General features: G+C 69.7%; 20 protein-coding genes and 1 pseudogene. 8 read left to right on the top strand and 13 right to left on the bottom strand.

The genetic code is table 11. The features are described 5' to 3' along the window. Positions 1–31: 31 nt before the first annotated feature. Positions 32–469 (top strand): hypothetical protein, encoded by a 438-nt coding sequence (locus ABQJ56_RS02560; RefSeq protein WP_367843428.1) that lies wholly within the window; start codon positions 32–34, stop codon positions 467–469. Positions 470–633: 164 nt separating this feature from the next. Here ABQJ56_RS02560 and ABQJ56_RS02555 read toward each other — a convergent pair whose 3' ends face one another. Then, entirely contained in the window at positions 634–2,100 is a 1,467-nt protein-coding gene (locus tag ABQJ56_RS02555) for a transglycosylase SLT domain-containing protein (protein WP_367843427.1), read from the bottom strand. 132 nt (positions 2,101–2,232) lie between these two features. Between ABQJ56_RS02555 and ABQJ56_RS02550 the strand changes: the two are divergent. The 4 genes and pseudogenes from ABQJ56_RS02550 to greB form a co-directional block, all read left to right on the top strand. After that, positions 2,233–2,562: pseudogene (locus tag ABQJ56_RS02550) on the top strand (helicase HerA-like domain-containing protein); the annotation flags it as partial. 20 nt (positions 2,563–2,582) lie between these two features. Continuing rightward, a complete protein-coding gene (locus ABQJ56_RS02545; RefSeq protein ID WP_367843426.1) occupies positions 2,583–3,830 on the top strand; it encodes a hypothetical protein in 1,248 nt (415 codons plus the stop codon). Then, positions 3,827–4,438: a DUF998 domain-containing protein gene (locus ABQJ56_RS02540; protein ID WP_367843425.1), complete on the top strand. Its 612-nt coding sequence runs from the start codon at positions 3,827–3,829 to the stop codon at positions 4,436–4,438. Before ABQJ56_RS02545 ends, ABQJ56_RS02540 begins: the two co-directional genes overlap by 4 nt. Beyond that, positions 4,435–4,938, top strand: a complete 504-nt coding sequence (gene greB / locus ABQJ56_RS02535) for a transcription elongation factor GreB (RefSeq protein ID WP_367843424.1) — start codon at positions 4,435–4,437, stop codon at positions 4,936–4,938. The genes ABQJ56_RS02540 and greB overlap by 4 nt, the downstream gene beginning before the upstream one ends. 7 nt (positions 4,939–4,945) lie before the next feature. Here greB and ABQJ56_RS02530 read toward each other — a convergent pair whose 3' ends face one another. The 4 genes from ABQJ56_RS02530 to rimO all read right to left on the bottom strand — a co-directional run bounded on the left by ABQJ56_RS02530 (position 4,946) and on the right by rimO (position 8,950). Next, positions 4,946–6,028, bottom strand: a complete 1,083-nt coding sequence (locus ABQJ56_RS02530; protein ID WP_367843423.1) for an ADP-ribosylglycohydrolase family protein — start codon at positions 6,026–6,028, stop codon at positions 4,946–4,948. A gap of 145 nt (positions 6,029–6,173) precedes the next feature. Beyond that, positions 6,174–6,551, bottom strand: coding sequence for a hypothetical protein (locus tag ABQJ56_RS02525; protein WP_367843422.1), 378 nt, complete (start codon positions 6,549–6,551; stop codon positions 6,174–6,176). Next, positions 6,548–7,393 carry a DUF3025 domain-containing protein gene (locus tag ABQJ56_RS02520; protein WP_367843421.1) on the bottom strand — a complete coding sequence of 282 codons (846 nt, stop codon included), beginning with the start codon at positions 7,391–7,393 and terminating at the stop codon, positions 6,548–6,550. Before ABQJ56_RS02520 ends, ABQJ56_RS02525 begins: the two co-directional genes overlap by 4 nt. A gap of 204 nt (positions 7,394–7,597) precedes the next feature. Next, entirely contained in the window at positions 7,598–8,950 is a 1,353-nt protein-coding gene (gene rimO, locus ABQJ56_RS02515) for a 30S ribosomal protein S12 methylthiotransferase RimO (protein WP_367843420.1), read from the bottom strand. A gap of 269 nt (positions 8,951–9,219) precedes the next feature. On the opposite strand from rimO, the gene ABQJ56_RS02510 reads away from it, so the two are divergent. Both ABQJ56_RS02510 and ABQJ56_RS02505 read left to right on the top strand, forming a co-directional pair. After that, positions 9,220–9,897 carry a dienelactone hydrolase family protein gene (locus ABQJ56_RS02510; protein ID WP_367843419.1) on the top strand — a complete coding sequence of 226 codons (678 nt, stop codon included), beginning with the start codon at positions 9,220–9,222 and terminating at the stop codon, positions 9,895–9,897. Next, complete coding sequence (locus ABQJ56_RS02505) at positions 9,894–10,361, top strand: HIT domain-containing protein (protein WP_367843418.1); 468 nt, start codon at positions 9,894–9,896, stop codon at positions 10,359–10,361. Before ABQJ56_RS02510 ends, ABQJ56_RS02505 begins: the two co-directional genes overlap by 4 nt. Positions 10,362–10,424: 63 nt before the next feature. Here ABQJ56_RS02505 and ABQJ56_RS02500 read toward each other — a convergent pair whose 3' ends face one another. The 4 genes from ABQJ56_RS02500 to apbC form a co-directional block, all read right to left on the bottom strand. Next, the gene (locus ABQJ56_RS02500) at positions 10,425–10,934 is read right to left on the bottom strand and encodes a hypothetical protein (protein WP_367843417.1); all 510 of its coding nucleotides are present in this window, start codon (positions 10,932–10,934) and stop codon (positions 10,425–10,427) included. A gap of 94 nt (positions 10,935–11,028) precedes the next feature. Then, positions 11,029–11,598: a dCTP deaminase gene (dcd, locus tag ABQJ56_RS02495; RefSeq protein WP_367843416.1), complete on the bottom strand. Its 570-nt coding sequence runs from the start codon at positions 11,596–11,598 to the stop codon at positions 11,029–11,031. A 157-nt stretch (positions 11,599–11,755) separates the two neighbouring features. After that, complete coding sequence (locus ABQJ56_RS02490; protein ID WP_367843415.1) at positions 11,756–12,298, bottom strand: NADPH-dependent FMN reductase; 543 nt, start codon at positions 12,296–12,298, stop codon at positions 11,756–11,758. Beyond that, complete coding sequence (apbC, locus tag ABQJ56_RS02485) at positions 12,295–13,389, bottom strand: iron-sulfur cluster carrier protein ApbC (RefSeq protein ID WP_367843414.1); 1,095 nt, start codon at positions 13,387–13,389, stop codon at positions 12,295–12,297. The genes ABQJ56_RS02490 and apbC overlap by 4 nt, the downstream gene beginning before the upstream one ends. A 154-nt stretch (positions 13,390–13,543) precedes the next feature. Between apbC and ABQJ56_RS02480 the strand changes: the two genes are divergently transcribed. Continuing rightward, complete coding sequence (locus tag ABQJ56_RS02480) at positions 13,544–14,011, top strand: DUF2147 domain-containing protein (RefSeq protein WP_367843413.1); 468 nt, start codon at positions 13,544–13,546, stop codon at positions 14,009–14,011. Positions 14,012–14,086: 75 nt separating this feature from the next. On the opposite strand, the gene galA is transcribed toward ABQJ56_RS02480, so the two are convergent. The 4 genes from galA to ABQJ56_RS02460 form a co-directional block, all read right to left on the bottom strand. Beyond that, complete coding sequence (gene galA / locus ABQJ56_RS02475) at positions 14,087–16,483, bottom strand: beta-galactosidase GalA (RefSeq protein WP_367843412.1); 2,397 nt, start codon at positions 16,481–16,483, stop codon at positions 14,087–14,089. Positions 16,484–16,721: 238 nt separating this feature from the next. Further along, entirely contained in the window at positions 16,722–17,492 is a 771-nt protein-coding gene (locus ABQJ56_RS02470; RefSeq protein ID WP_437343389.1) for a DeoR/GlpR family DNA-binding transcription regulator, read from the bottom strand. A 19-nt stretch (positions 17,493–17,511) separates the two neighbouring features. After that, positions 17,512–18,141, bottom strand: coding sequence for an HAD family hydrolase (locus ABQJ56_RS02465; RefSeq protein WP_367843410.1), 630 nt, complete (start codon positions 18,139–18,141; stop codon positions 17,512–17,514). Next, positions 18,138–19,289, bottom strand: a complete 1,152-nt coding sequence (locus ABQJ56_RS02460) for an MFS transporter (protein ID WP_367843409.1) — start codon at positions 19,287–19,289, stop codon at positions 18,138–18,140. Before ABQJ56_RS02460 ends, ABQJ56_RS02465 begins: the two co-directional genes overlap by 4 nt. Between the last annotated feature and the right edge of the window lie 28 nt (positions 19,290–19,317).

The raw sequence follows: 19,317 nt of genomic DNA, 5'->3' as shown, positions 1-19,317 counted from the left end.
CCCATCTGCGGTGCCAGCCGACGAGGACTCCATGCAGCTGCTCAGCCCGGCCATCGCCTTCCTCCGCGCACACCAGCTCGCTCGCCAGTTGCGCGAGATCGAGCGCAGCGTGCGCGCCCTGCCCCAGCGCAGCCGTGCGCAGCTGAGCCTGCTGACCCTGCGCGAGATCGGCCAGGCCTCGCGCAGTGAATTCCCGCATCTGTACGGCACGCCGCCCGAGGCGCGCTACCTGCCCTGGGGCCACGGCACCGGCGCCGGCTACGAGCGGGCGCGCTCGGACAACCCCGAGGTGGCCCTGCGCGGCATCGCGCTGTGGCTGGCCGTGGCCTACCACGAGACCAAGCACTCTCCGCAGGATCGCCTGCTGCCACAGCACCGCCAGGTGCTGCATCTGCTGCAGGAGCTCAAGCGCCTGCATCGCCCGGCCGACCCGGTCAAGGACTGGATGCGCGCCGGCGCCACCGCCTGAGACGCCCCCTACCCTCGAATAACCGTCCTCTTGATGGTTATTCGAGTCGGCGAGTTCGGCACATGTCCGAACACGCCTCCGCGATCAAGCACCCGGGTGCTTGCCCGCGTACGGCGCATCCGTGTGCTGCCCACGCCGCGGTTCTTTCAAAGCATGCGGCAGGCTCAGCGGCACTCCGGCACCTTCAGCACCTGCCCCACCGCGATGTGGTGGTGCCGCAGATGGTTCATGTCGGCCACCTCCTGCACGCTGGAGCAGCGCAGCTTGCGCACGATGCCGACCAGGGTGTCGCCGTGGCGCACCTTGTAATGGCGGATCCCGGCCGGCGCCGCAGGCGGCGGCGGAGCGGCCACCACCGGCGCAGCCGCGTTGTGCAGGTCGGCGGCGAGGATCGGCCACGGGCCGTCCACGCAGCGCGCGGCGTAGGACTTCTCCAGCAGCTTCGGCACCTGCAGCACCGCGCCGGTCGCCTGTTCCTGCTGCGGGTCGAGCCGCGGATTGAGGTTGCGCAGGGTACGGAACCAGCCTTCCTCCATGCCGCCCGCCGAGCCCAGGCACACGGTAAGCTCGTCGATCGAGGCCGGCCGCTTCAACGTGATGCTGCCGGATACGCCGTCGATCCTCGGGAAGCGCAGGTTGTAGCTGTCGGGGTGCAGGAACAGCCATGCCGCCGCCAGCACGGCGGGCACGTAGTCCCGGGTTTCCTGCGAAAGCTGGCCATAGATGCGTGGGTCGTAGAAGCTCACCGAGGTGTCCGGCCCCACCAGGCGCTTCATGCGTCCTTCGCCGGCGTTGTAGGCCGCCAGGGTCAGCTCCAGGTTGTCGTTGAACACCTTCAGTTGCTCGTTCATGTACGCGGCGTTCGCGCGCGCCGACGCGGCCGGATCGAAGCGCAGGTCGAAGCCGTCGTAGTTGGTGAGGCCGAAGCGCATGCCGGTGGCGTACATGAACTGCAGCGGGCCGGCCGCGCCGGAGCGCGACACCGCGTGCACCTTGCCGCCGGATTCCTTGGCCATGATGCCGAACAGCAGCGCCTCGGGCAGGTCGGCCTGCTGGTACTGCGGCCACATCTGCTGGCGCAGGTACTGGTAGTTGATCCAGGCGTCGATCAGGTTCGGCCGCCACTGGGTCAGCCACATCTGCAGCGCGGCCTTCACCGCGCCGTTCATCGCGATCAGTTCGGACAGCTTTTGGCCGTGCAGCAGGGTCACGCTGCGCTGCGCCTCCGGCAGCGCGGCGGCGCCATTCTGGTCCAGCGCCATGCCGGTCTGCGGCTCCTCGTCCACGCTCTCGTCGCCGATGAAGCTGCCGTCCTTGAGGCGCAGCATGCGGTCATAGGCGGAGAGGAAGCGCTGCGGGTCGCAGCCGGCGGTGCCGCCGCAGCGGGCGGCGGCGTTCTTCAGCGTGTCCAGCGCCTGCTCCAGCGTCTTCTGCCCCGCGGCGCCGTTGCCGGCGCGGACCTGCTGCAACGCGGTGTCGTAGCCCTGGGTGGCCTGGTCGAGCTGGGTGTACAACGCGGCCACCGTCGCCGTCGGCTTGGTGCCGCCCGTACCCGCACAAGCGGCCAGCAGGCCTAGCGCCGCCGCCAGCGGCGCCAGGCGCAAGGATCGAACAAGACGAACAGGCCGCATGAGCAAAACCACCCGACGAAAAACGGACACCATAGCCCGCGGCACCCGCAGACTCAATGAACCGGCACCCTGCCGGCTTGACTGCGATGCGCTCTGGCTACAATCGGGCCTGATCGCAACGAAGGGACTCCCATGACCGACGTCCTGATCGGCCGCAACGAACATGCCAGCGTCGCGCTCGAACCACGCTGCGGCAACCGCCACGGCATGATCGCCGGCGCCACCGGCACCGGCAAATCGGTGTCGCTGATGGTGCTGGCCGAGGGCTTCTCCAGGTTGGGCGTGCCCTGCTTGCTCGCCGACGGCAAGGGCGATCTCGCCGGCCTGGCGATGGCCGCGGGTGAGCCAGGCGACAAGCTCAAGGCGCGGCTGGGCAAGCCCGGCCTGGATGACGGGAAGCCGCAGGCCAAACCGGAGATCTTCTGGGACCTCCACGGCAAGCTTGGCCACCCGGTACGCGCCGCGAGCGGGAGCAGTCCCTGATGCCGCGCATCGAAGTGGTTCCCGCCGACACGCCATTTGGCGAACGCCTCGCCGCCGGCTTCGGCTACCCGCTGCGCGGCGCCGGCCTGGCCACCTGCACTGCGCTCACGCTGGCCCACTACGCGGGCCTGCTGCCTGCCGTGGGCATGCTGGCCAGCCTGCTGGTGTGGGCCGCCACCTGGCGCTATGCCGCCGACTGCCTGCTGCACACCGCGCATGGTTACGCCAACCCGCCTGACGTGGGCAGCGAGGGCAACAGCGCCAGCGGTTGGGGGCTCACCGCGGTCCACCTGCTGCTGGTGGCGCTGTGCGTGCTGGCGGTGGTGTTCTTCCCGCGCGCGTTGTGGCCGGTGCTGGTGGTGGCCGCGCTGGCGCTGCCGGCGGTGGACATGTCGCTGGCCTTCGACGGCAACCTGGCGCTGGCGCTCAACCCGTTGAACTGGGTGCGCGTGGTCAACACGTTCGGTCCGGTCTATCTGGTGCCGGTGGCGATCAACCTGCTGCTCGGCCTGCTGGTCGTGCTGGCCTCGCTCGGCTCGCACCTGTTGCCGCGCATCCTCGCGCTGCCGCTGTTCGCCTTCGCCAGCACGTACCTGATCGTGCTGGCCTTCCACCTGATGGGAGCGCTGATCCACCAGCGCCACGAGCACCTCGGCCTGGTACCCGAAGCGCCACGGCTGGCCCGGGCCTCCGGCCAGGACGAGGACAGCCGCCTCGTCGAGGAGGCGCGCGCGCAGGCCGCGGACGATCCCGTCGCCACGCTGCATCGCCTCGCCGAACGCCTGCGCCAGCACAACGCGCCGGCGCCGGTGCACCAGCTCTATCGCGAACTGCTGCGCCGCCAGGGGCTGCGCGACGACCTGCTGGTGCACGGCCAGATCTGGATCGCCGCATTGATCGCCCAGAACGAAGCGCGCCGCGCGCTGGGCGTGCTGCAGGAATGCTGCGGCATCGATCCCGCATTCGTGCCCGACGACCCGCGCACTTGCGGCGAACTGGCCGATCTCGCCGACCGGCTGGGCATGGCGCGCCTCGCCACCCACCTCGGCCGCGGCTACCTCGCGCACTGGCCGCGCGACGAACACGCGCCGCATTACGGCCTGCTCGTCGCGCGCCTGCTCGGCGCGCAGGCCGAGCGCCGCACCGAGGCCCTCGTGCTGCTGGAAAAACTCGCCACCGCCTGGCCCGACCATCCCTTGCGCGGCGACATCGCCACCCTGCAGCGGCAATTGGCGGGGGCCGCGTGAACACGACCCGATCCACCGCCGCCCTCGCGCTTGCCGGCATGCTCGTCTTCCTCGCCACCGGCATCGCCGCACAATGCCTGCGCCCCGAGCTCGACTGGGTGCGCGTGCCGAACAGCTTCTACCTGATCGGTCCGTGGGGCGGCATGGTGCGCGCCGGCTACTACACGCTGGCGCTGGCCCTGGTGCTGTTCGGCGCAGGCGCCTATCGCGCGCTGACGCCTGCGGCACGCAGCGCGGCACCGGCGCTGCTGTTCGTCGCGGGCGGCGCAGCGCTGGCACTCACCGCCATCGAAACCACCGACACCTGGAACCACCCGCCCACGCTGCACGGCTACGTGCACGGCATCGCCGCGCAAAGCGCCTTCCTGTGCACCGCCACCGCCATGCTGCTGCAAAGCTGGCGACTGCGCGGCGACACGCGCTGGCGACGCTGGTTCCGGCCCGCGTTTGCGTACGCCGCGCTGTGCTTCGTGCTGCTGTGGGTGCAGGCGTTCTGGCGCGCGTCGCCCCGCGGCCTCGGCCAGAAGGCGCTGATCCTGCTGATGCTCGGCTGGCTGGTCATCGCCGCGTGGCAACTGCTGCACCACCACGACGAGGAGAGCGCATGAGCCGCTGGCGTCCACCCGCACCCGGCTCCACGGCCATCATCACCCGCGCCGGCTTCGAGAAGCTCAAGGCCGAACTCGACCACCTGTGGCACACGCTGCGCCCCGAGGTGGTGAAGGCACTCGCGGCCGCGGCCGCCGAAGGCGACCGCTCGGAAAACGCCGAGTACACCTACCGCAAGAAGCAGCTCGGCGAGATCGACCGCCGCGTGCGCTACCTGAGCAAGCGCATCCCTTCGCTCAAGGTGGCCGAAGGCCTGCCCGCGGACCGCGAAGCCGTGTTCTTCGGCGCCAGCATCACGCTGGAAAACCTCGCCAGCGGCAAGGAAGCCGTCTACCGCATCGTCGGCCCCGACGAAACCGATGCCAGGCTGGGCTGGATCAGCATCGACTCGCCCATGGCCCGGGCGGTGCTGAAGAAGCGCCTCGACGACGAGTTCGAGGCGGAGTTGCCGGGCGGGCCCACAAGGTTCCTGATTGTCGCGGTGCGCTACGAGGCGTGAGCCGCCTTCACCCGACCCGTTCCGCCACTGCCTTCGCCAGTGCCAGATATTCCTCGCCCTTCTCCAGCCCCGCGATGAAGCGCGCGGGGATCGCCTCCAACCCGCCGAGGGCGCCGCACAGGGCACCGGCGAGCATGGCGCGCGCCTGGTTCTGGCCGCCCGCGTTCACCGCGTTCAGCACGCCCTGTTCCATGTCGCCCTGGAAGCGCGCCGCAAGATAGTAGGCCGCGGGAAACTGGTGGTACACCGCGCACGGCAGGCCGTAGACCAGGCCCACCTTCGACGCGGGTTCGATCGCGACAGCGGGATCGTGTGCGGCCCGCGCGATGGAGGACACCGTGAGCAAGGCATCGGGCGAGGCGAACTGCCCCGCCTGCAAGGGCGCTTCCGCGCCCTGCGGCACGTCCAGTTCGCCGCTGGTCACGGTGTGGAACGGCAGCTCGCCGGACTTCACCATGCCCATCAGGCGGCCGGACAGATCCCCGTCCAGCGCCACCCCGTTCACCAGTTGCCCCAGCACCGCGGCAAACGCCAGCGTCATCGCGCCCACCGTGGGATCGCGCTGGGTGAGCGCCACGTTGCTGCTCACGTGCCGCGCCAACTGTGCCGGCTCGTCCGCGTAGCGCAGCGCGATCGCCAGCACGCGCTCCGCCGCTTCGGTGTTGTCCGCCAGCCCCGCCACCTGCCCCCACGGCAGGCCGGCGCGCCGCTTGCGCCACGCCTCGCGGATCGACTGGCTGGTGTAACCGCCCGGCCCCGCCATCGGCGTGCCGTCCAGCAGGGGGAACAGCTCGCGATCCATCCGCGCACAGAAATCCGCTTCGTCGTAGCCGCCGCAATCCACCAGCGAACGCGTGGTCAGCGCCAGGATGAACCCCGCCTGCGACGACGCCCCGGCCGGCAATCCCCCGTGATAGCGCCCCGGCTTCGGCGCCGCGTAGTCGCTGACCCAGTCGCCATAGTCGCGTTTGAGCGCATCGAGGTCGTAGTACCAGTGCGGGCCGAGGGCCAGCGCGTCGCCGATGAAAGCGCCCAGCAGGGCGCCCTGGATGCGGCTTGTTCTTGAGACGGAAGATGGGGTTGGTGGCATGTCGAAAGGCTTGCGATGCGACGGCAGAAAGTCATCGTACGCTTGGCGCAGGCACACTCCAAGGAAAGGTCCGTGCTGCCTCTGACAAACGGCTCAAGTGGGCCCGGCCCCGCTTTGGGTGCCCTGCTTTGGCCAGAACCGTCGCCTAGCGCATGGCTCCACGCTGCTCCGCCTTGGCGCGCAGCAGTTCGTAGAGTTGTCCCGGACCGAGCAAGGTGTGCTTCATGCCATCGCGCACGCGCTCCGAGCCCAGCGCCTGGTTGCTCATGGATGAATGCACTTCCAGCGCGTCCATGATCGCGTGCAGCAGGGCCTCGCCCAGGTCGGGCGAGTTGGCGAACTGTTCCTTGCTGTTGCTGCCGGCCTGCTGCACCAGTGTCTCGTTTTCCAGCAGCTTGCCCTTGATCACGCCGTTGACGTACACGAGCTTGTCGCCCTCGCTGATCCCGCCCTCGAAGAGCCCGTTGACCCGCTCGATGATCTCGGCAAGCAGCGCCTTTTCCTTGTCCTGCAGGGGATTCATCCACCGGCCAGCGGCGCGGGATAGCGGCGCCCCGGCCGCACCGACATGAAGCATGGGGTTTCGTCGAAGAAGGCCTCGCGCCCGTTGCCGGGGTGCCAGCCGGGGATGCCGGCGAGCGGCAGCGGGCGCAGTTCCAGCGGGTCGAGCAGCCACTGGCCTGCGTGGATGGCCCGGGCGCAGGCGGCGCCGGCCCGCGCGCCGTTCTCCCCCGGCTCGTCGCCCGCGGGCGGGCGGCCGGCGCGGAGCAATACCACCGCCTTGCCGACCAGCAACTGCCCCGGCGTCAACGCGTGTTCGAGCAGGGCGTGGCCGAACACGTCCAGCTGGATGCGGCCGTCGAGCCATGCCTCGCGTTCGCGCCAGAACAGGCCGTGCCAGTCGTGCACGTCCCACAGCGCGAGCAAGGCGGAGTCGCGCAGGGTGACGATGACGCCGGCTTCGTCGAAATGGGTGAGCGCGTATTGGGCGCGCGAGCGTTGCTTCGGGCCCATGTGGGTGATCTCGGCCACCTGCCGTGCGTTGAGCGCGCGCTTGAGTGCGGGATGGCGCAGCCAGGCCAGGGCGTTGAACAGGTCGTGCCAGTTGTTTTCGCGGGTGGCGATGTCGCCGCGCTCGGCGATGCGTTGTTCGTAGTGCAGGCCGTCGGCGAGCAGCTCGCGGGTCTGGACCGCGAAGCGTTCGCGCATGCCGGGTGGGCGGGCGGCGTTGAGGGTGTCGATGCCGGGCCAGGCGGGGCTTGTGAGCAGGTGGAGGTATTCGCGCCAGGCGGCCAGGGGCATGCGGTCGAACACTTGCGGGTCGACCGCGTCGCGTGGAGGTGCCAGGTAGCGGGTTTTCTTCATGCGCCCTCCCCGTGTGCTTCCTCGCGATAACTGCCCTTCGACTTCCTCGCTTCTCAAAGCGTGGCCATCCTTGGCCACTCTCCGCGTCGCCCCTTCCGGTCCACGCCCAGAGCCTGCCCCGGACTTGATCCGGGGGCGAACGGTGAGGCGAAGCGCACTGGCACAGCGTTGGGCGTCAGCGGATCACCCGCAGCCGCCCAACGTTCAGACCACCTTGAGCGTCGGATGCGCCAGGCGCGCATGCAGGTCGTGCTCGCTTGCCGCCTCGACCACCACGTCGACGAACTGGCCCGGCTTGAGCGATTGGCCGTCGGCGATCAGCACGCTGCCGTCGATTTCCGGCGCATCGGTGGCGGAGCGGGCCACGGCGCCATCGGCGCCGGCCTCGTCCACCAGCACCTTGATGGTGCGGCCGATCTTGCGCTGCAGCCTGGCGGCGGAAATCTCCGCCTGCACGGCCATGAACTGTTCGAGGCGGTCTTCCTTCAGTTCCTCGGAGACGGCGCCGGGCAGTTCGTTGGCCTTGGCGCCGTCCACCGGCGAATAGGCGAAGGCGCCCACGCGGTCGAGCTCGGCTTCGCGCAGGAAGTCCAGCAGTTCCTCGAACTCGGCGTCGGTCTCGCCGGGGAAGCCGACGATGAAGGTGCTGCGCAGGGTGAGGTCGGGCACCAGCTTGCGCCAGTTGCGGATGCGCTCCAGCGTCTTGTCGATGTTGCCCGGGCGCTTCATCAGCTTGAGGATGCGCGGGCTGGCGTGCTGGAACGGGATGTCGAGGTAGGGCAGCAGCTTGGGCATGCCGTTGTGGGTCTGGGCCATCAGCGGCATCACCTCGTCCACGTGCGGGTACGGGTAGACGTAGTGCAGGCGCGTCCACGCGCCCAGCTCGGCCAGGCCTTCGCACAGTTCGGTCATGCGCGTGCGGTACGTCTTGCCGCGCCATTCGCGCTCGGCGTACTTGAGGTCCACGCCGTAGGCGCTGGTGTCCTGCGAGATCACCAGCAGTTCCTTCACGCCGCCCTTGACCAGCTTCTCGGCCTCCAGCAGCACCTCGTCCACCGGGCGCGAGACGAGGTCGCCGCGCATCGAGGGGATGATGCAGAAGCTGCAACGGTGGTTGCAGCCTTCGGAAATCTTCAGGTAGGCGTAGTGCTTGGGCGTCAGCTTCACCCCCGTGTCCGGCACGATGTCGAGGAACCTGTTGCGCACCGGCGGCAGCGCCTCGTGCACCGCGTGCATCACGCTGGCGTAGTCCTGCGGGCCGCTGATCGAGAGCACGTCCGGGTAGGCCTCGCGGATCAGCTCGGCGCGCTTGCCCAGGCAGCCGGTGACGATCACCTTGCCGTTCTCGTTGAGTGCCGTGCCGATGGAGTCCAGCGACTCCTGCACCGCGGCGTCGATGAAGCCGCAGGTATTCACCACCACTGCATCGGCCTCGCCGTAGCTGGGCACGATCTCGTAGCCCTCGACCTTGAGCTGGGTGAGGATGCGCTCGGAATCGACCAGCGCCTTGGGGCAGCCGAGGCTGACGAAACCGATCTTCTGCGAGGCCTGCGACATGGCGGCGGCAACCGTGGGGACGTGGGAAAACAACGAATTATACGGGGATCGCCCGTGCGACGTGGCCGAAGCCCTCTCCTGTCGGGAGAGGGGTTGGGGCGAGGGTCCGGTCATGCCACTGCGTTCGCTCCGCCCGCACCCTCCTCCCGGAGGGAGATGGGTTCACTGGAAACCCTTCTGCAACAGTGTCGGAGCCGCATACGCTTTCACCGCCCCCTTGCGCCCTGGCCCGCTAGAATCCCCGCATCCTCGCCAAGGAGACGCCCGCCATGGGCCAGCACATCAACATCCCCACCTCGCGCACCCAGTGCATCGGCGGCTACCTCGCCCAGCCCGAGGGCAAGCCGAAGGGCGGCATCGTGGTGGTGCAGGAGATCTTCGGCGTCACCGCGCACATCCGCAGCGTGGCCGACCGCTTCGCCGCCGCCGGCTACACCGCGATCGCGCCGGCCTTGTTCGACCATCTCGAATCCTGGCTGGAACTGGATTACGACGAGGTCGGCATGGCGCGCGGCAAGGCGCTGGTGTCCGAGCTGGGACTGGACCGCCCGCTGGAGGACGTGGCCAGCGCCGCCGAGGCGATCGCCTCGTCCGGCAAGATCGGCGTGGTGGGCTACTGCTGGGGCGGCACGGTGGCCCTGCTCTCGGCGCTGCGGCTGGGCCTGCCCGCGGTGAGCTACTACGGCGCGCGCAACCTGCCCTTCCTCGGCGAGAAACCGAAGGCGCCGGTGATGTTCCACTTCGGCGAGGACGACCCGTCGATCCCGCCCGAGGCGGTGGCGCAGCACCGCGAGTTGCTGCCGCAGATGGAGGTGTTCAGCTACCCCGGCGCCGGCCACGCGTTCAATCGCGACGTGCCGGGCGACAAGCACTACCACGGCGCCAGCGCGATGCTGGCGTGGCAGCGCACGCTGGCGTTCTTCGACCGGCAACTGGCCGGCGCATGAGCGAGGCTGGCTTCGCGCTCGATCCGCGGCTGCAGGCCGACACCCATCCCGTCGCCACCCTGCCGCTGTGCGAGCTGCGGCTGATGGACGACGCGCGCTACCCGTGGCTGGTCCTGGTGCCGCGCCGCGCCGGCGTGGTGGAAATCGCCGACCTCGCCGAGGCCGAACAGGCGCAGCTGTGGCGCGAGGCGAACCAGGCCGCCGCCGCGCTGCGCGCCGTGGCGCCCTGCGACAAGCTCAACCTCGGTGCGCTGGGCAACATCGTGCGCCAGCTGCACCTGCACGTGGTGGCGCGCACCGCGGACGACGCGGCCTGGCCCGGCCCGGTATGGGGCAGCGGCGCGGCCGTGCCGTATGCAGCCGACGCACTGGCCGCGCGCCTGGATGCCTTGCGGCAAAAACTCCAAGAACTGAAAAGTGCGGCCAAGGATGGCCGCCGGCTTGATTCCCGCGATCAGGGATGAGCGCAAAAGCAAAAGCCCGCGGATCGCTCCGCGGGCTTCGTTCGATACGCTGCGAGCTGGTGCTCAGTGCTGTTGCTGCTGTGCGGCCTGGTCGACGGAGTCGCACCCGGCGGCCGTCTTGCACTGCTGGCCGTCGTCGACCTTCACCGGCGCGTGGTGATCCTCGAGCGCGCGCGCCTTGGTATTGATCGCGTTGATCTGGGTGAGCTGGCCGCCCTTGTCGTAATACACGGCGAAACCGTAGTCGAGCGACATGCGCGCCATGTACTGCAGGTGCACCTTGCGGATCTTGGAATCGTCGCTGGGCAGCAGCAGCACGGTCTTGGGCAACCTGCCGGTGTCCTTGAGGTAGGCGAAGTGGCTGCCGGCATCGACCGCGGACAGCACCGCGCCGTCGATCACGAACTGGCCTTCCTTGTAGGCCTGGACGGTGGCGTCGAACTTGCCCTTCCACTGGGCCGTGGTGGCCTGTTGCTGCTTGACGCTCTCCTTGTGGCAACCGGCGAGGACAAGCGCGCTGCCGAGCACCAGCGCGGCGGCGGCGCGGGTCAAGAGGGTGGAAAGACGGATCATCGGGTTCTCCTGCAAAAAGCGTCGTGATGGCTTGGCGAGTTTAGCGCGGCGCCTTGCGCCGGGCGGTCACGGTGGGCGGTCGTCGTGCGCCTGTTCAGGTACGCGGCAGGGTCACGCCCTGCTGGCCCTGGTACTTGCCGCCGCGGTCCCGGTAGCTGGTCTCGCACGACTCGTCGGATTCGAAGAACAGCATCTGCGCCACGCCCTCGTTGGCGTAGATCTTCGCCGGCAACGGCGTGGTGTTGGAGAACTCAAGCGTCACGTGGCCTTCCCACTCCGGCTCCAGCGGCGTCACGTTGACGATGATGCCGCAGCGCGCATAGGTGCTCTTGCCCAGGCACACCACCAGCACGTCGCGCGGGATGCGGAAATACTCCACCGTGCGCGCCAGCGCGAAGGAGTTGGGCGGGATGATGCACACGTCCGACGTCACGTCCACGAAGCTGTTCGGGTCGAACGCCTTCGGATCGACGATGGTGGAGTTGATGTTGGTGAACACCTTGAACTCGCGCGCGCAGCGTACGTCGTAGCCGTAGCTGGAGGTGCCCCAGGACACCGCGCGGCTGCCGTCCTCGCGCAGCTTCATCTGGCCCGGTTCGAACGGCTCGATCATGCCGTGGCTCGCGGCCATGCGTCGGATCCACTTGTCGGACTTGATGCTCACGTGCACTCCGCGGTCGGCGTGGCGCCCGGCGGGACCGGGCGTAAAGCGGCAAAAATACATGGTCGGGGTGGCCGCGCGCCAGCAACGGGGCGGGAGCCGTGGCAACAAGCCTGCGCGGTCCTCCCTCCTGGAGAGACGGGGACCGGCGCGCAGCGGCTCAGGCCAGCTCGCCCGCCAGGCAATCCAGCATCGCGCGCAACTCGGCACGGCGCTCCGCGCTGGCCAGTATCTGCTCCGCCGTGCAGCCGGCCCCCGGCAAGGCCACCGGAAACGGTTGCGCGCTCAGCAATTCGGCCGACATGGTGCGCAGGATCTCGGCCAGCGCCTCCTGGGCGTGGTGCGAGCCGCGCGCCGAGGCGTTCAGCAGCAGCACCGGCTTGCCGGGGAATTCCAGGCTGCCGACCAGCCAGTCCAGCAGGTTCTTGAATGCGCCGGGCACGCCGTGCGCGTATTCGGGACAGGCGGCCAGCAGCGCGTCGGCCTGCCCCACCGCTTCGCGCAGCGCCAGCACCGGGGCGGGCAGCGGGCCGGCTTCGTCGTCGGGGTTGAACGGCGGCAGCGCAGCGAGACCATCGTACATCGCCAGTTCCAGCGACGCGGGCGCCAGTTGCCGCGCCGCTTGCAGCGCGGCGCGGTTGGACGAAACCCGCCGCAGGCTGCCGCACAGGCACAGCACGCGCCGTCGCGATGGCGCGGTCATGCGGCAGGAATGCCTTGCACCACGATCTTGCCCAGCCCCAGCGACTTGTTGCGCGGCTGGCGCGACAGCCGCCCGGCGGCGTTGCGGGCGATTTCGCGGTAGCGCGCTGCAAGATCGGATTCCGGCATCGCCACCACGGTGGGCGTGCCGCCGTCGGCCTGCTCGCGGATGCGGATGTCCAGCGGCAGCGAGCCCAGGTAGGCCACGCCGTATTGCTCCGCCATGCGCACGCCGCCGCCCTCGCCGAAGATGTGTTCCTCGTGGCCGCAGTTCGAGCAGACATGGGTGGCCATGTTCTCCACGATGCCGAGCACCGGCACTTCCACCTTCTCGAACATCTTGAGCGCCTTGCGCGCGTCCAGCAGGGCGATGTCCTGCGGCGTGGTGACGATCACCGCGCCGGCCACCGGCACCTTCTGCGACAGGGTGAGCTGGATGTCGCCAGTGCCCGGCGGCAGGTCGATGACGAGGTAATCGAGCATCTCCCAGCGCGAATCGGTGAGCAGTTGCATCATCGCCTGCGTGACCATCGGGCCGCGCCAGATCATCGGCGTCTCCTCGTCGACGAGGAAACCGATCGACATCGCCTGCAGGCCGTGCGCCTGCATCGGCGTGATGCTCTTGCCGTCGGGTGATTCCGGCTTGCCGCTGATGCCCAGCATGCGCGGCTGGCTGGGGCCGTAGATGTCGGCGTCGAGCACGCCCACCTTCGCGCCCTCGGCCTGCAGCGCCAGCGCAAGGTTGGCCGCCACCGTGGACTTGCCCACGCCGCCCTTGCCCGAGGCCACCACGATGATGTTCTTCACGTTCGGCAGCGGCGCCAGCGTGCCCTGCACCTTGTGCGGCTGGATGCGGCTGGTGACGGACACCGTGGCCGCCGCGATCGCCGGATCGGCCTCCAGTGCCCGCTTCGCCTCCGCGGCCAGTTCCTCAAAGGCGCCCGCGGCGGGGTAACCCAGCTGCAGGTCCACCGACACCTTCGCGCCATCCACGCCGACCGCGCGCACGGCCTCGGCCAGCGGCGCGCCGGTATGGCTGTCGGTAACTTCGCCGAGCAGTCGGCGCACCAGGGCTTCGTTCGCCTGTGTCATGTCGGATCGGGCTTTATCGCAGGGGGGACGACGCATTATGCCAGCCGCGGCCGCGGCACCGGCTGATGTGGATCAGCATGGCGCGATGCAGCTTGACGGTCTCGCCGGGCATCGGCAGGCTCCGACCATACTGTTTCGTACGGGGAGCATCACCATGAAGCAAGCAGCTCATCTCGCCCTCGCCCTCGGCCTGCTGCTGGGCGCCGGCGCCGTATCCGCCGCGGGCACCGGCACGCCAGTCGGCACCTGGAAGCAGGTGGACGACGTCACCGGCAAGGTGAAATCCATCATCCAGATCAGCGAGAGCAACGGCGAACTGCAGGGCAAGGTGATGCAGCTGCTGAACCGCAGCCCGGAAGACATCGCCCGCGACGGCGAGCACCCGAAGTGCGTGAAGTGCGATGGTGCGCGCAAGGACCAGCCCATCGAGGGCATGACCATCATGTGGGGCGTCAGCAAGGACGGCGACGTGTGGGACGGCGGCAAGATCCTCGACCCCAAGAACGGCAAGGTCTACAAGGTGAAGCTCACGCTGGAGGACGGCGGGCGCAAGCTCGACGTGCACGGCTACATCGGCTTCGCCCTGCTCGGCCGCTCGCAGACCTGGCAGCGCCAGGACTGAGCCGCCGGCCCGGCAGCGACACCACGAAGCGCGCCGCGAGGCGCGCTTTTCGTTTGCGCCGGAGCGGCTGGTTCCCTAGGCGACAACCAGCCGCGGCGCCGCCTTCCGGGTCGTGACGGTCAATGAGGCCGGGGTCAACGATGACCCCGTGGCCCCTTCTTCGACCGCCTCGATGCGGATCGTGCCGATGTCCGCCGTCGACTGGATGATGACCTGCGCCAGGCCGTTGAACAGCGAGCGCCGGGGCTCCTTGTCGCTTTCATGGCAATTGGGATCGCCATTGCCCACGCCGATCAGCCGGCCCGCGCCGGAAATGCGGAAAGCAAGCTTGTTGTTCGCCGTCGGCACCGGGCGGCCATGCCCGTCGAGCACGTCGACCGTGATCATCGCCACGTCCTGCCCGTCGGCGGCGATCTCCCTCCGATCGGCGGTCAGCCGCAGCTTGCGTGCCGCGCCGGTGGTTTCGCGGCGGTCGACCAGCACGACCTGGCCGTTCCTGCGGCCGCGCGCCTCGATCACGCCCGGGGCGTAGGCCACCTTCCACTGCACGTGGCCGAAGCGCGGCACCTTCCGGACGCCCAGGCTCTTGCCGTTGAGCAGCAGCTCGACTTCGTCCAGGTTGGTGTAGGCCCACACCGCGATCTCCTGGCCTTCCTTGCCCGCCCAGTTCCAGTGCGGGAACACGTGCAGGCTGGGCGCCTTCGTCCACCAGGCCTTGTAGTAGTGGTAATAGTCCTTGGGAAAACCGCACAGGTCGACGATGCCGAACTGCGAGCTCACCGAGGGCCAGCCATACGGCGTCGGTTCGCCGCGGTAGTCGAAGCCCGTCCACGCGAAGCCGCCGGCCAGCCAGTCGCGGCTGCCGTAGAAGCTCCACCATTGCTCCGGCGTCTCGCCCCACGGCACCACGCCGTCGTAGCTGTTGACCGTGTTCTTCCCGGGGTCGGTGACGTATTCGCCGCGGGTGGCGATGGCGCTGGAGGTTTCCGAGCCGTACACCGCGCGCCCGGGATGCTCGCGGTGGAACTTGTCCGGGTACTTCAGGTTGTAGTTGAAGCCGATGACGTCGAGCGCATCCGACACGCCCTGCTCGTTGTCGCCGTTGACCGCCGCCGACACCACGCGGGTGGGATCGAGCTCGTGGCAGCGCTCGACCATCGCCGCGCCGATGCGTTCGCCCTGCTGTTCCAGCGCGCCCTTCTGCAGCCGCCATTCCTCGTTGCCGATCGACCAGAGGATGATCGAGGGCGAGTTGCGATAGCGCTTCACCATGGTCTCCAGCTGCTGCATGCCGCTGGGGCTGGAGCTCATGTGCCGCGTCTCGCACATCATCATCATGCCCATGCGGTCGCAGGCCGCCACCCATTCGGGCGTGGGCATGTTGTGCGAGGTACGCACGGCATTGCAGCCCATGCCCTGCAGCACGCCCACGCGGAACGCCTGCAGCCGGTCCGGCAGGGCGGCACCCACGCCCGCGTGGTCCTGGTGGTTGCAGGTGCCCTGGATCTTCAGCGGCTGGCCGTTGAGGAAGAAGCCGCGGTCGGGGTCGAACGCCGCCGTGCGGATGCCGAACGGGAACTGCTCGGCGTCGCGCGTGGCGCCATCGACGACGACCTTGACCAGGGCCGTATAGAGATGCGGTTCGCCGGGCGACCAGAGCATGGGGGCATCGATGTGCGCCGTCGTCCGGCAATCCGCCGATGCGTGGGGCGCGATCGCCTGCGCGGGCGTCGTCGCATGCGCCACCACGCGGCCGGCAGCATCCGTGATGCTCCACGCAAGCGATGCCTGGACCGCATGCTCGCTCTCGTTCTCGACCATCGTCGCCAGTGCCAGCGTGGCCGCATGGCCTTCGACGGTCGACCGCACCACGCTTTCCCAGCGGCCGAGGTGCACGGGATCCATCTTGGTCAGCCAGACATGGCGGTAGATGCCCGCGCCCTCGTAGAACCAGCCGTCGCCGAAGCTGGCGTCGACGCGCAGCGCGACGACGTTCTTGCCGCCGTAGTTCAGGAAATCGGTGAGGTCGAAGCGGAACGGCGTGTAGCCGTCGTCGTGCCGGCCGATGAAGCAGCCGTTGACGAACAGCACGACGTCGCGCATCGCGCCGTCGAACTCGATCCAGATGCGGCGGCCGCGATCGCTGGCGGGCAGCTCGAACGTGCGCCGGTACCAGCCCACGCTGGTCGCCGGATAACGGCGGCCCAGCGGCTTGTAGCCGTGCGAGGTCAGCCGGGTGTCGTCGTCGCCGCTGTCGTCGTGCACGGGCGCCAGCTCCACGGCCCAGTCGTGCGGAAGATCCAGCGCGCGCCAGCCGGCGTCGTCGAAATCGGACGTGGCGATCTTGAAGTCGCCGGTCTTGGAAAAATCGCCCTGGCCGAAGCCGTAGCCGAAGTCCTTGGCCGGGTCGTCGCCATTGCCGAACGCGAAGCGCCAGTCGAAATCGAGCAGCCATTGCTCGCGCGGCGCCATCGGCGACTCGCCTTGCCGCGGGAGCAGCGACGGCTTTCCGCCAGTCCCGCCGCCGATGCCACCGGCCCACAGGGCGCGCGGCAGGAGGCAGGAGCCCGCCAATCCGATACTGGAGAAGAGGAAGGTGCGGCGCGTGGTATCCACCATGGGCATCGGCTCCGGGCAGCGGGCGGTTCCATGGAAACTACACGCTGCAGCCCGGCTTTCCAACACCGTGCATGGCCGCTCGTGACGCCACTCAGGCGTCCGCCGGTTCGGCGCGATGCACGAGCACGCCGTGCGCCGCGAAGGCGTTGCGCGCGGCACGCCCCGCGGAACGCTCCACCACGAGGTGCCGCACCGCCTCCACCGGCACGATGCGATGCGTGGCGTGCGCGCCCAGCTTGTCGTCGGTGGCCACCACCACGGTCTCGGCGCTGGCCTCGACCATCGCCCGCTTGAGCAGCGACTCCTCGCTGTCGAAGCCCCACAGGCCGCTGCCCGCGTCGATGGCGCAGGCGCCGGGGAAGCACAGGTCGGCACGGATGCGCCGCAGCTCCTGCAGGGTCTGCGCACCCGCCGTGCCGCCGATGCGCGGGTCGACGCGGCCGCCCAGCAGCAGTATCCCGAAACCCTCGCGCTCATACAGCGCCAGCGCGATGTCCGGTGCGTTGGTGACCACGGTCAGCCCCATCCGTTCGGGCAATGCGGCGGCAATGGCGGCATTGGTGGAACCGGCGTCGATCAGCAGCACCTGCCCTTCGCGTACCAGCTCCACCGCCTTGCGCGCCAGCGCCAGCTTGCGGCCGACATGCTCGGCGCGCCGCTGCCGCAGTGGCGTCGCCGGCACCGACACCGGCAGCGCGCCGCCGTAGACGCGCCGGCACAGGCCTTGCGCCGCCAGCTCGCGCAGGTCGCGGCGCAGCGAATCTTCGGTCACCGCGAACTCCGCCGCCAGTTCGGCCGCCACCACGCGACCATGGCTGCGCAGGCGCTGCAGGATGCGCTGCTGGCGCTCCTGCGGCAGCATCTGCGCCGGCGGCGCGCGCCTAGCCACGCGCCGCCTCCAGCAGGCCGGCGCGGCACAGCGCCTCGCGCAGCGTGGCCGGGTCGCGGAAATGCAGCGCATGCATGCCCAGCCGCGCCGCGGCCTCGACGTTGCGCGGCGCGTCGTCGATGTACACCGTGCGCGCGGCATCCAGGCCATGGCGCGACAGCAGCAACCGGTAGATCGCCGGATCGGGCTTGATCAGCCGCTCCTCCCCCGACACCACGATGCCGCGGAACGCCTCCATGAAACGGTAAATCCGCCGCGCCAGCGGGAAGGTTTCCTGCGACCAGTTGGTCAGCGCGTACAGCGGCACGCCGCGCGCGCGCAGTTCGTCGAGGATGGCCACGCTGCCCGCGATCGGCCCGCGCAGCATCTCGTCCCAGCGCCCGCGGTAGGCGGCGATCAGCGCGGCATGCTGCGGGTGTTCCGCGCTCAGCGCGGCAATCGCCTCGCACCAGGGGCGCCCCGCGTCCTGCTGCTCGTTCCAGTGCGAGGTGCATACCTCGGCCAGGAAGCGCTCCATCGCCGCCTCGTCGTCGAACAGCTGGCGGTAGAGGTAGCGCGGGTTCCAGTCCACCAGCACGCCGCCGAGGTCGAACACCACGGCATCGAAGCGCGCCGCGCTCATGGCCGCACCAGCTTCGCCGAGGCGGCGGTCAGCAGCAGCATCGCGCCGACGCCGGCCAGCGCCAGCGGCAGGCCGATCGCGCGCGCCGCGAAACCGACCAGCGCCGGGCCGCAGAGCAGGCCCAGGTAGCCCAGCGTGGTTACCGTGGCGATGGCGATGCCGGGCGAGGTGCCGGGCAGCCGCCCCGCCGCGCCGAACATCACCGGCACGATGTTGGCCGCGCCCAGGCCCACCAGCACGAACCCGGCCAACGCCGCCCAATGCCACGCCAGCAGCGAGGCGAACAGGAACCCCGCCGCCGCCGCGCAGGCGCCCATGCGCACGGTGAGCACGGGGCCGAAACGCGCCACCACGCGGTCGCCGCTCAACCGCCCCAGCGCCATCGCCACCGAGAACACCGCGTAGCCGATGCCCGCCGAGGCTTCCGGAAAGCCGTGGAAATCGCGCAGCAGCAGCGCGCTCCAGTCCAGCATCGAACCTTCGGCGAGGAAGCTGATGAAGCACAGCACGCCCAGCAGCAGCACCGGGCCACGCGGCATGCGGAAGGCCGGCCGCTGCGCCGCCCCCGCCACTTCCCCGAGCAGGTTCGGCCACTGCGTCAGCACCAGCGCCAGCAGCAGCAGCGAGACCACGACGGCCGCCAGCGTCAGCGACAAGCCCGCCGCCAGCAGCAGGCTCATGCCCGCCGCGCCCGCCAGGCCGCCGATGCTGAACAGCCCGTGGAAGCCGGACATCAACGGGCGCGCGGCACGGCGTTCCACTTCCACCGCGTGCGCGTTCATCGCCACGTCCACCGCGCCCAGCGCCGCGCCGAAATACAGCAGGGCCGCGCCCAGCGCCCACGCGTCGGGAGCCAGCGCCAGCAACGGCAGGGCCACGCAGGTCAGCACGCCGCCAACGACGATCACCTTGCGGCTGCCGAAGCGGTGGGTGAGGAAACCCACCAGCGGCATCGAAACCATCGAGCCGCCACCGAAGGCCAGCAGCACCAGGCCCAGCGTGGCGTCGTCCAGCCCCAGCCGCGCCTTGGCGTAGGGCACCATCGGCGCCCACGCCGCCACGCCAATGCCGGCAGCCAGGAACACCAGCCGCGTGGCGCGCCCCGCAGGCGCGAACTCGCGAGTCGCCACCGCACTGCTTGCAGACACCGCGCCACTCCTTCCGATTCAATACGTA

Source organism: Rhodanobacter geophilus (genome assembly GCF_040812275.1).
GTDB classification, from domain to species: Bacteria; Pseudomonadota; Gammaproteobacteria; order Xanthomonadales; family Rhodanobacteraceae; genus Rhodanobacter_A; species Rhodanobacter_A geophilus.
Note: the sequence above shows the minus strand (reverse complement) of the source record. Positions and strands in the feature narration are given on the sequence as shown.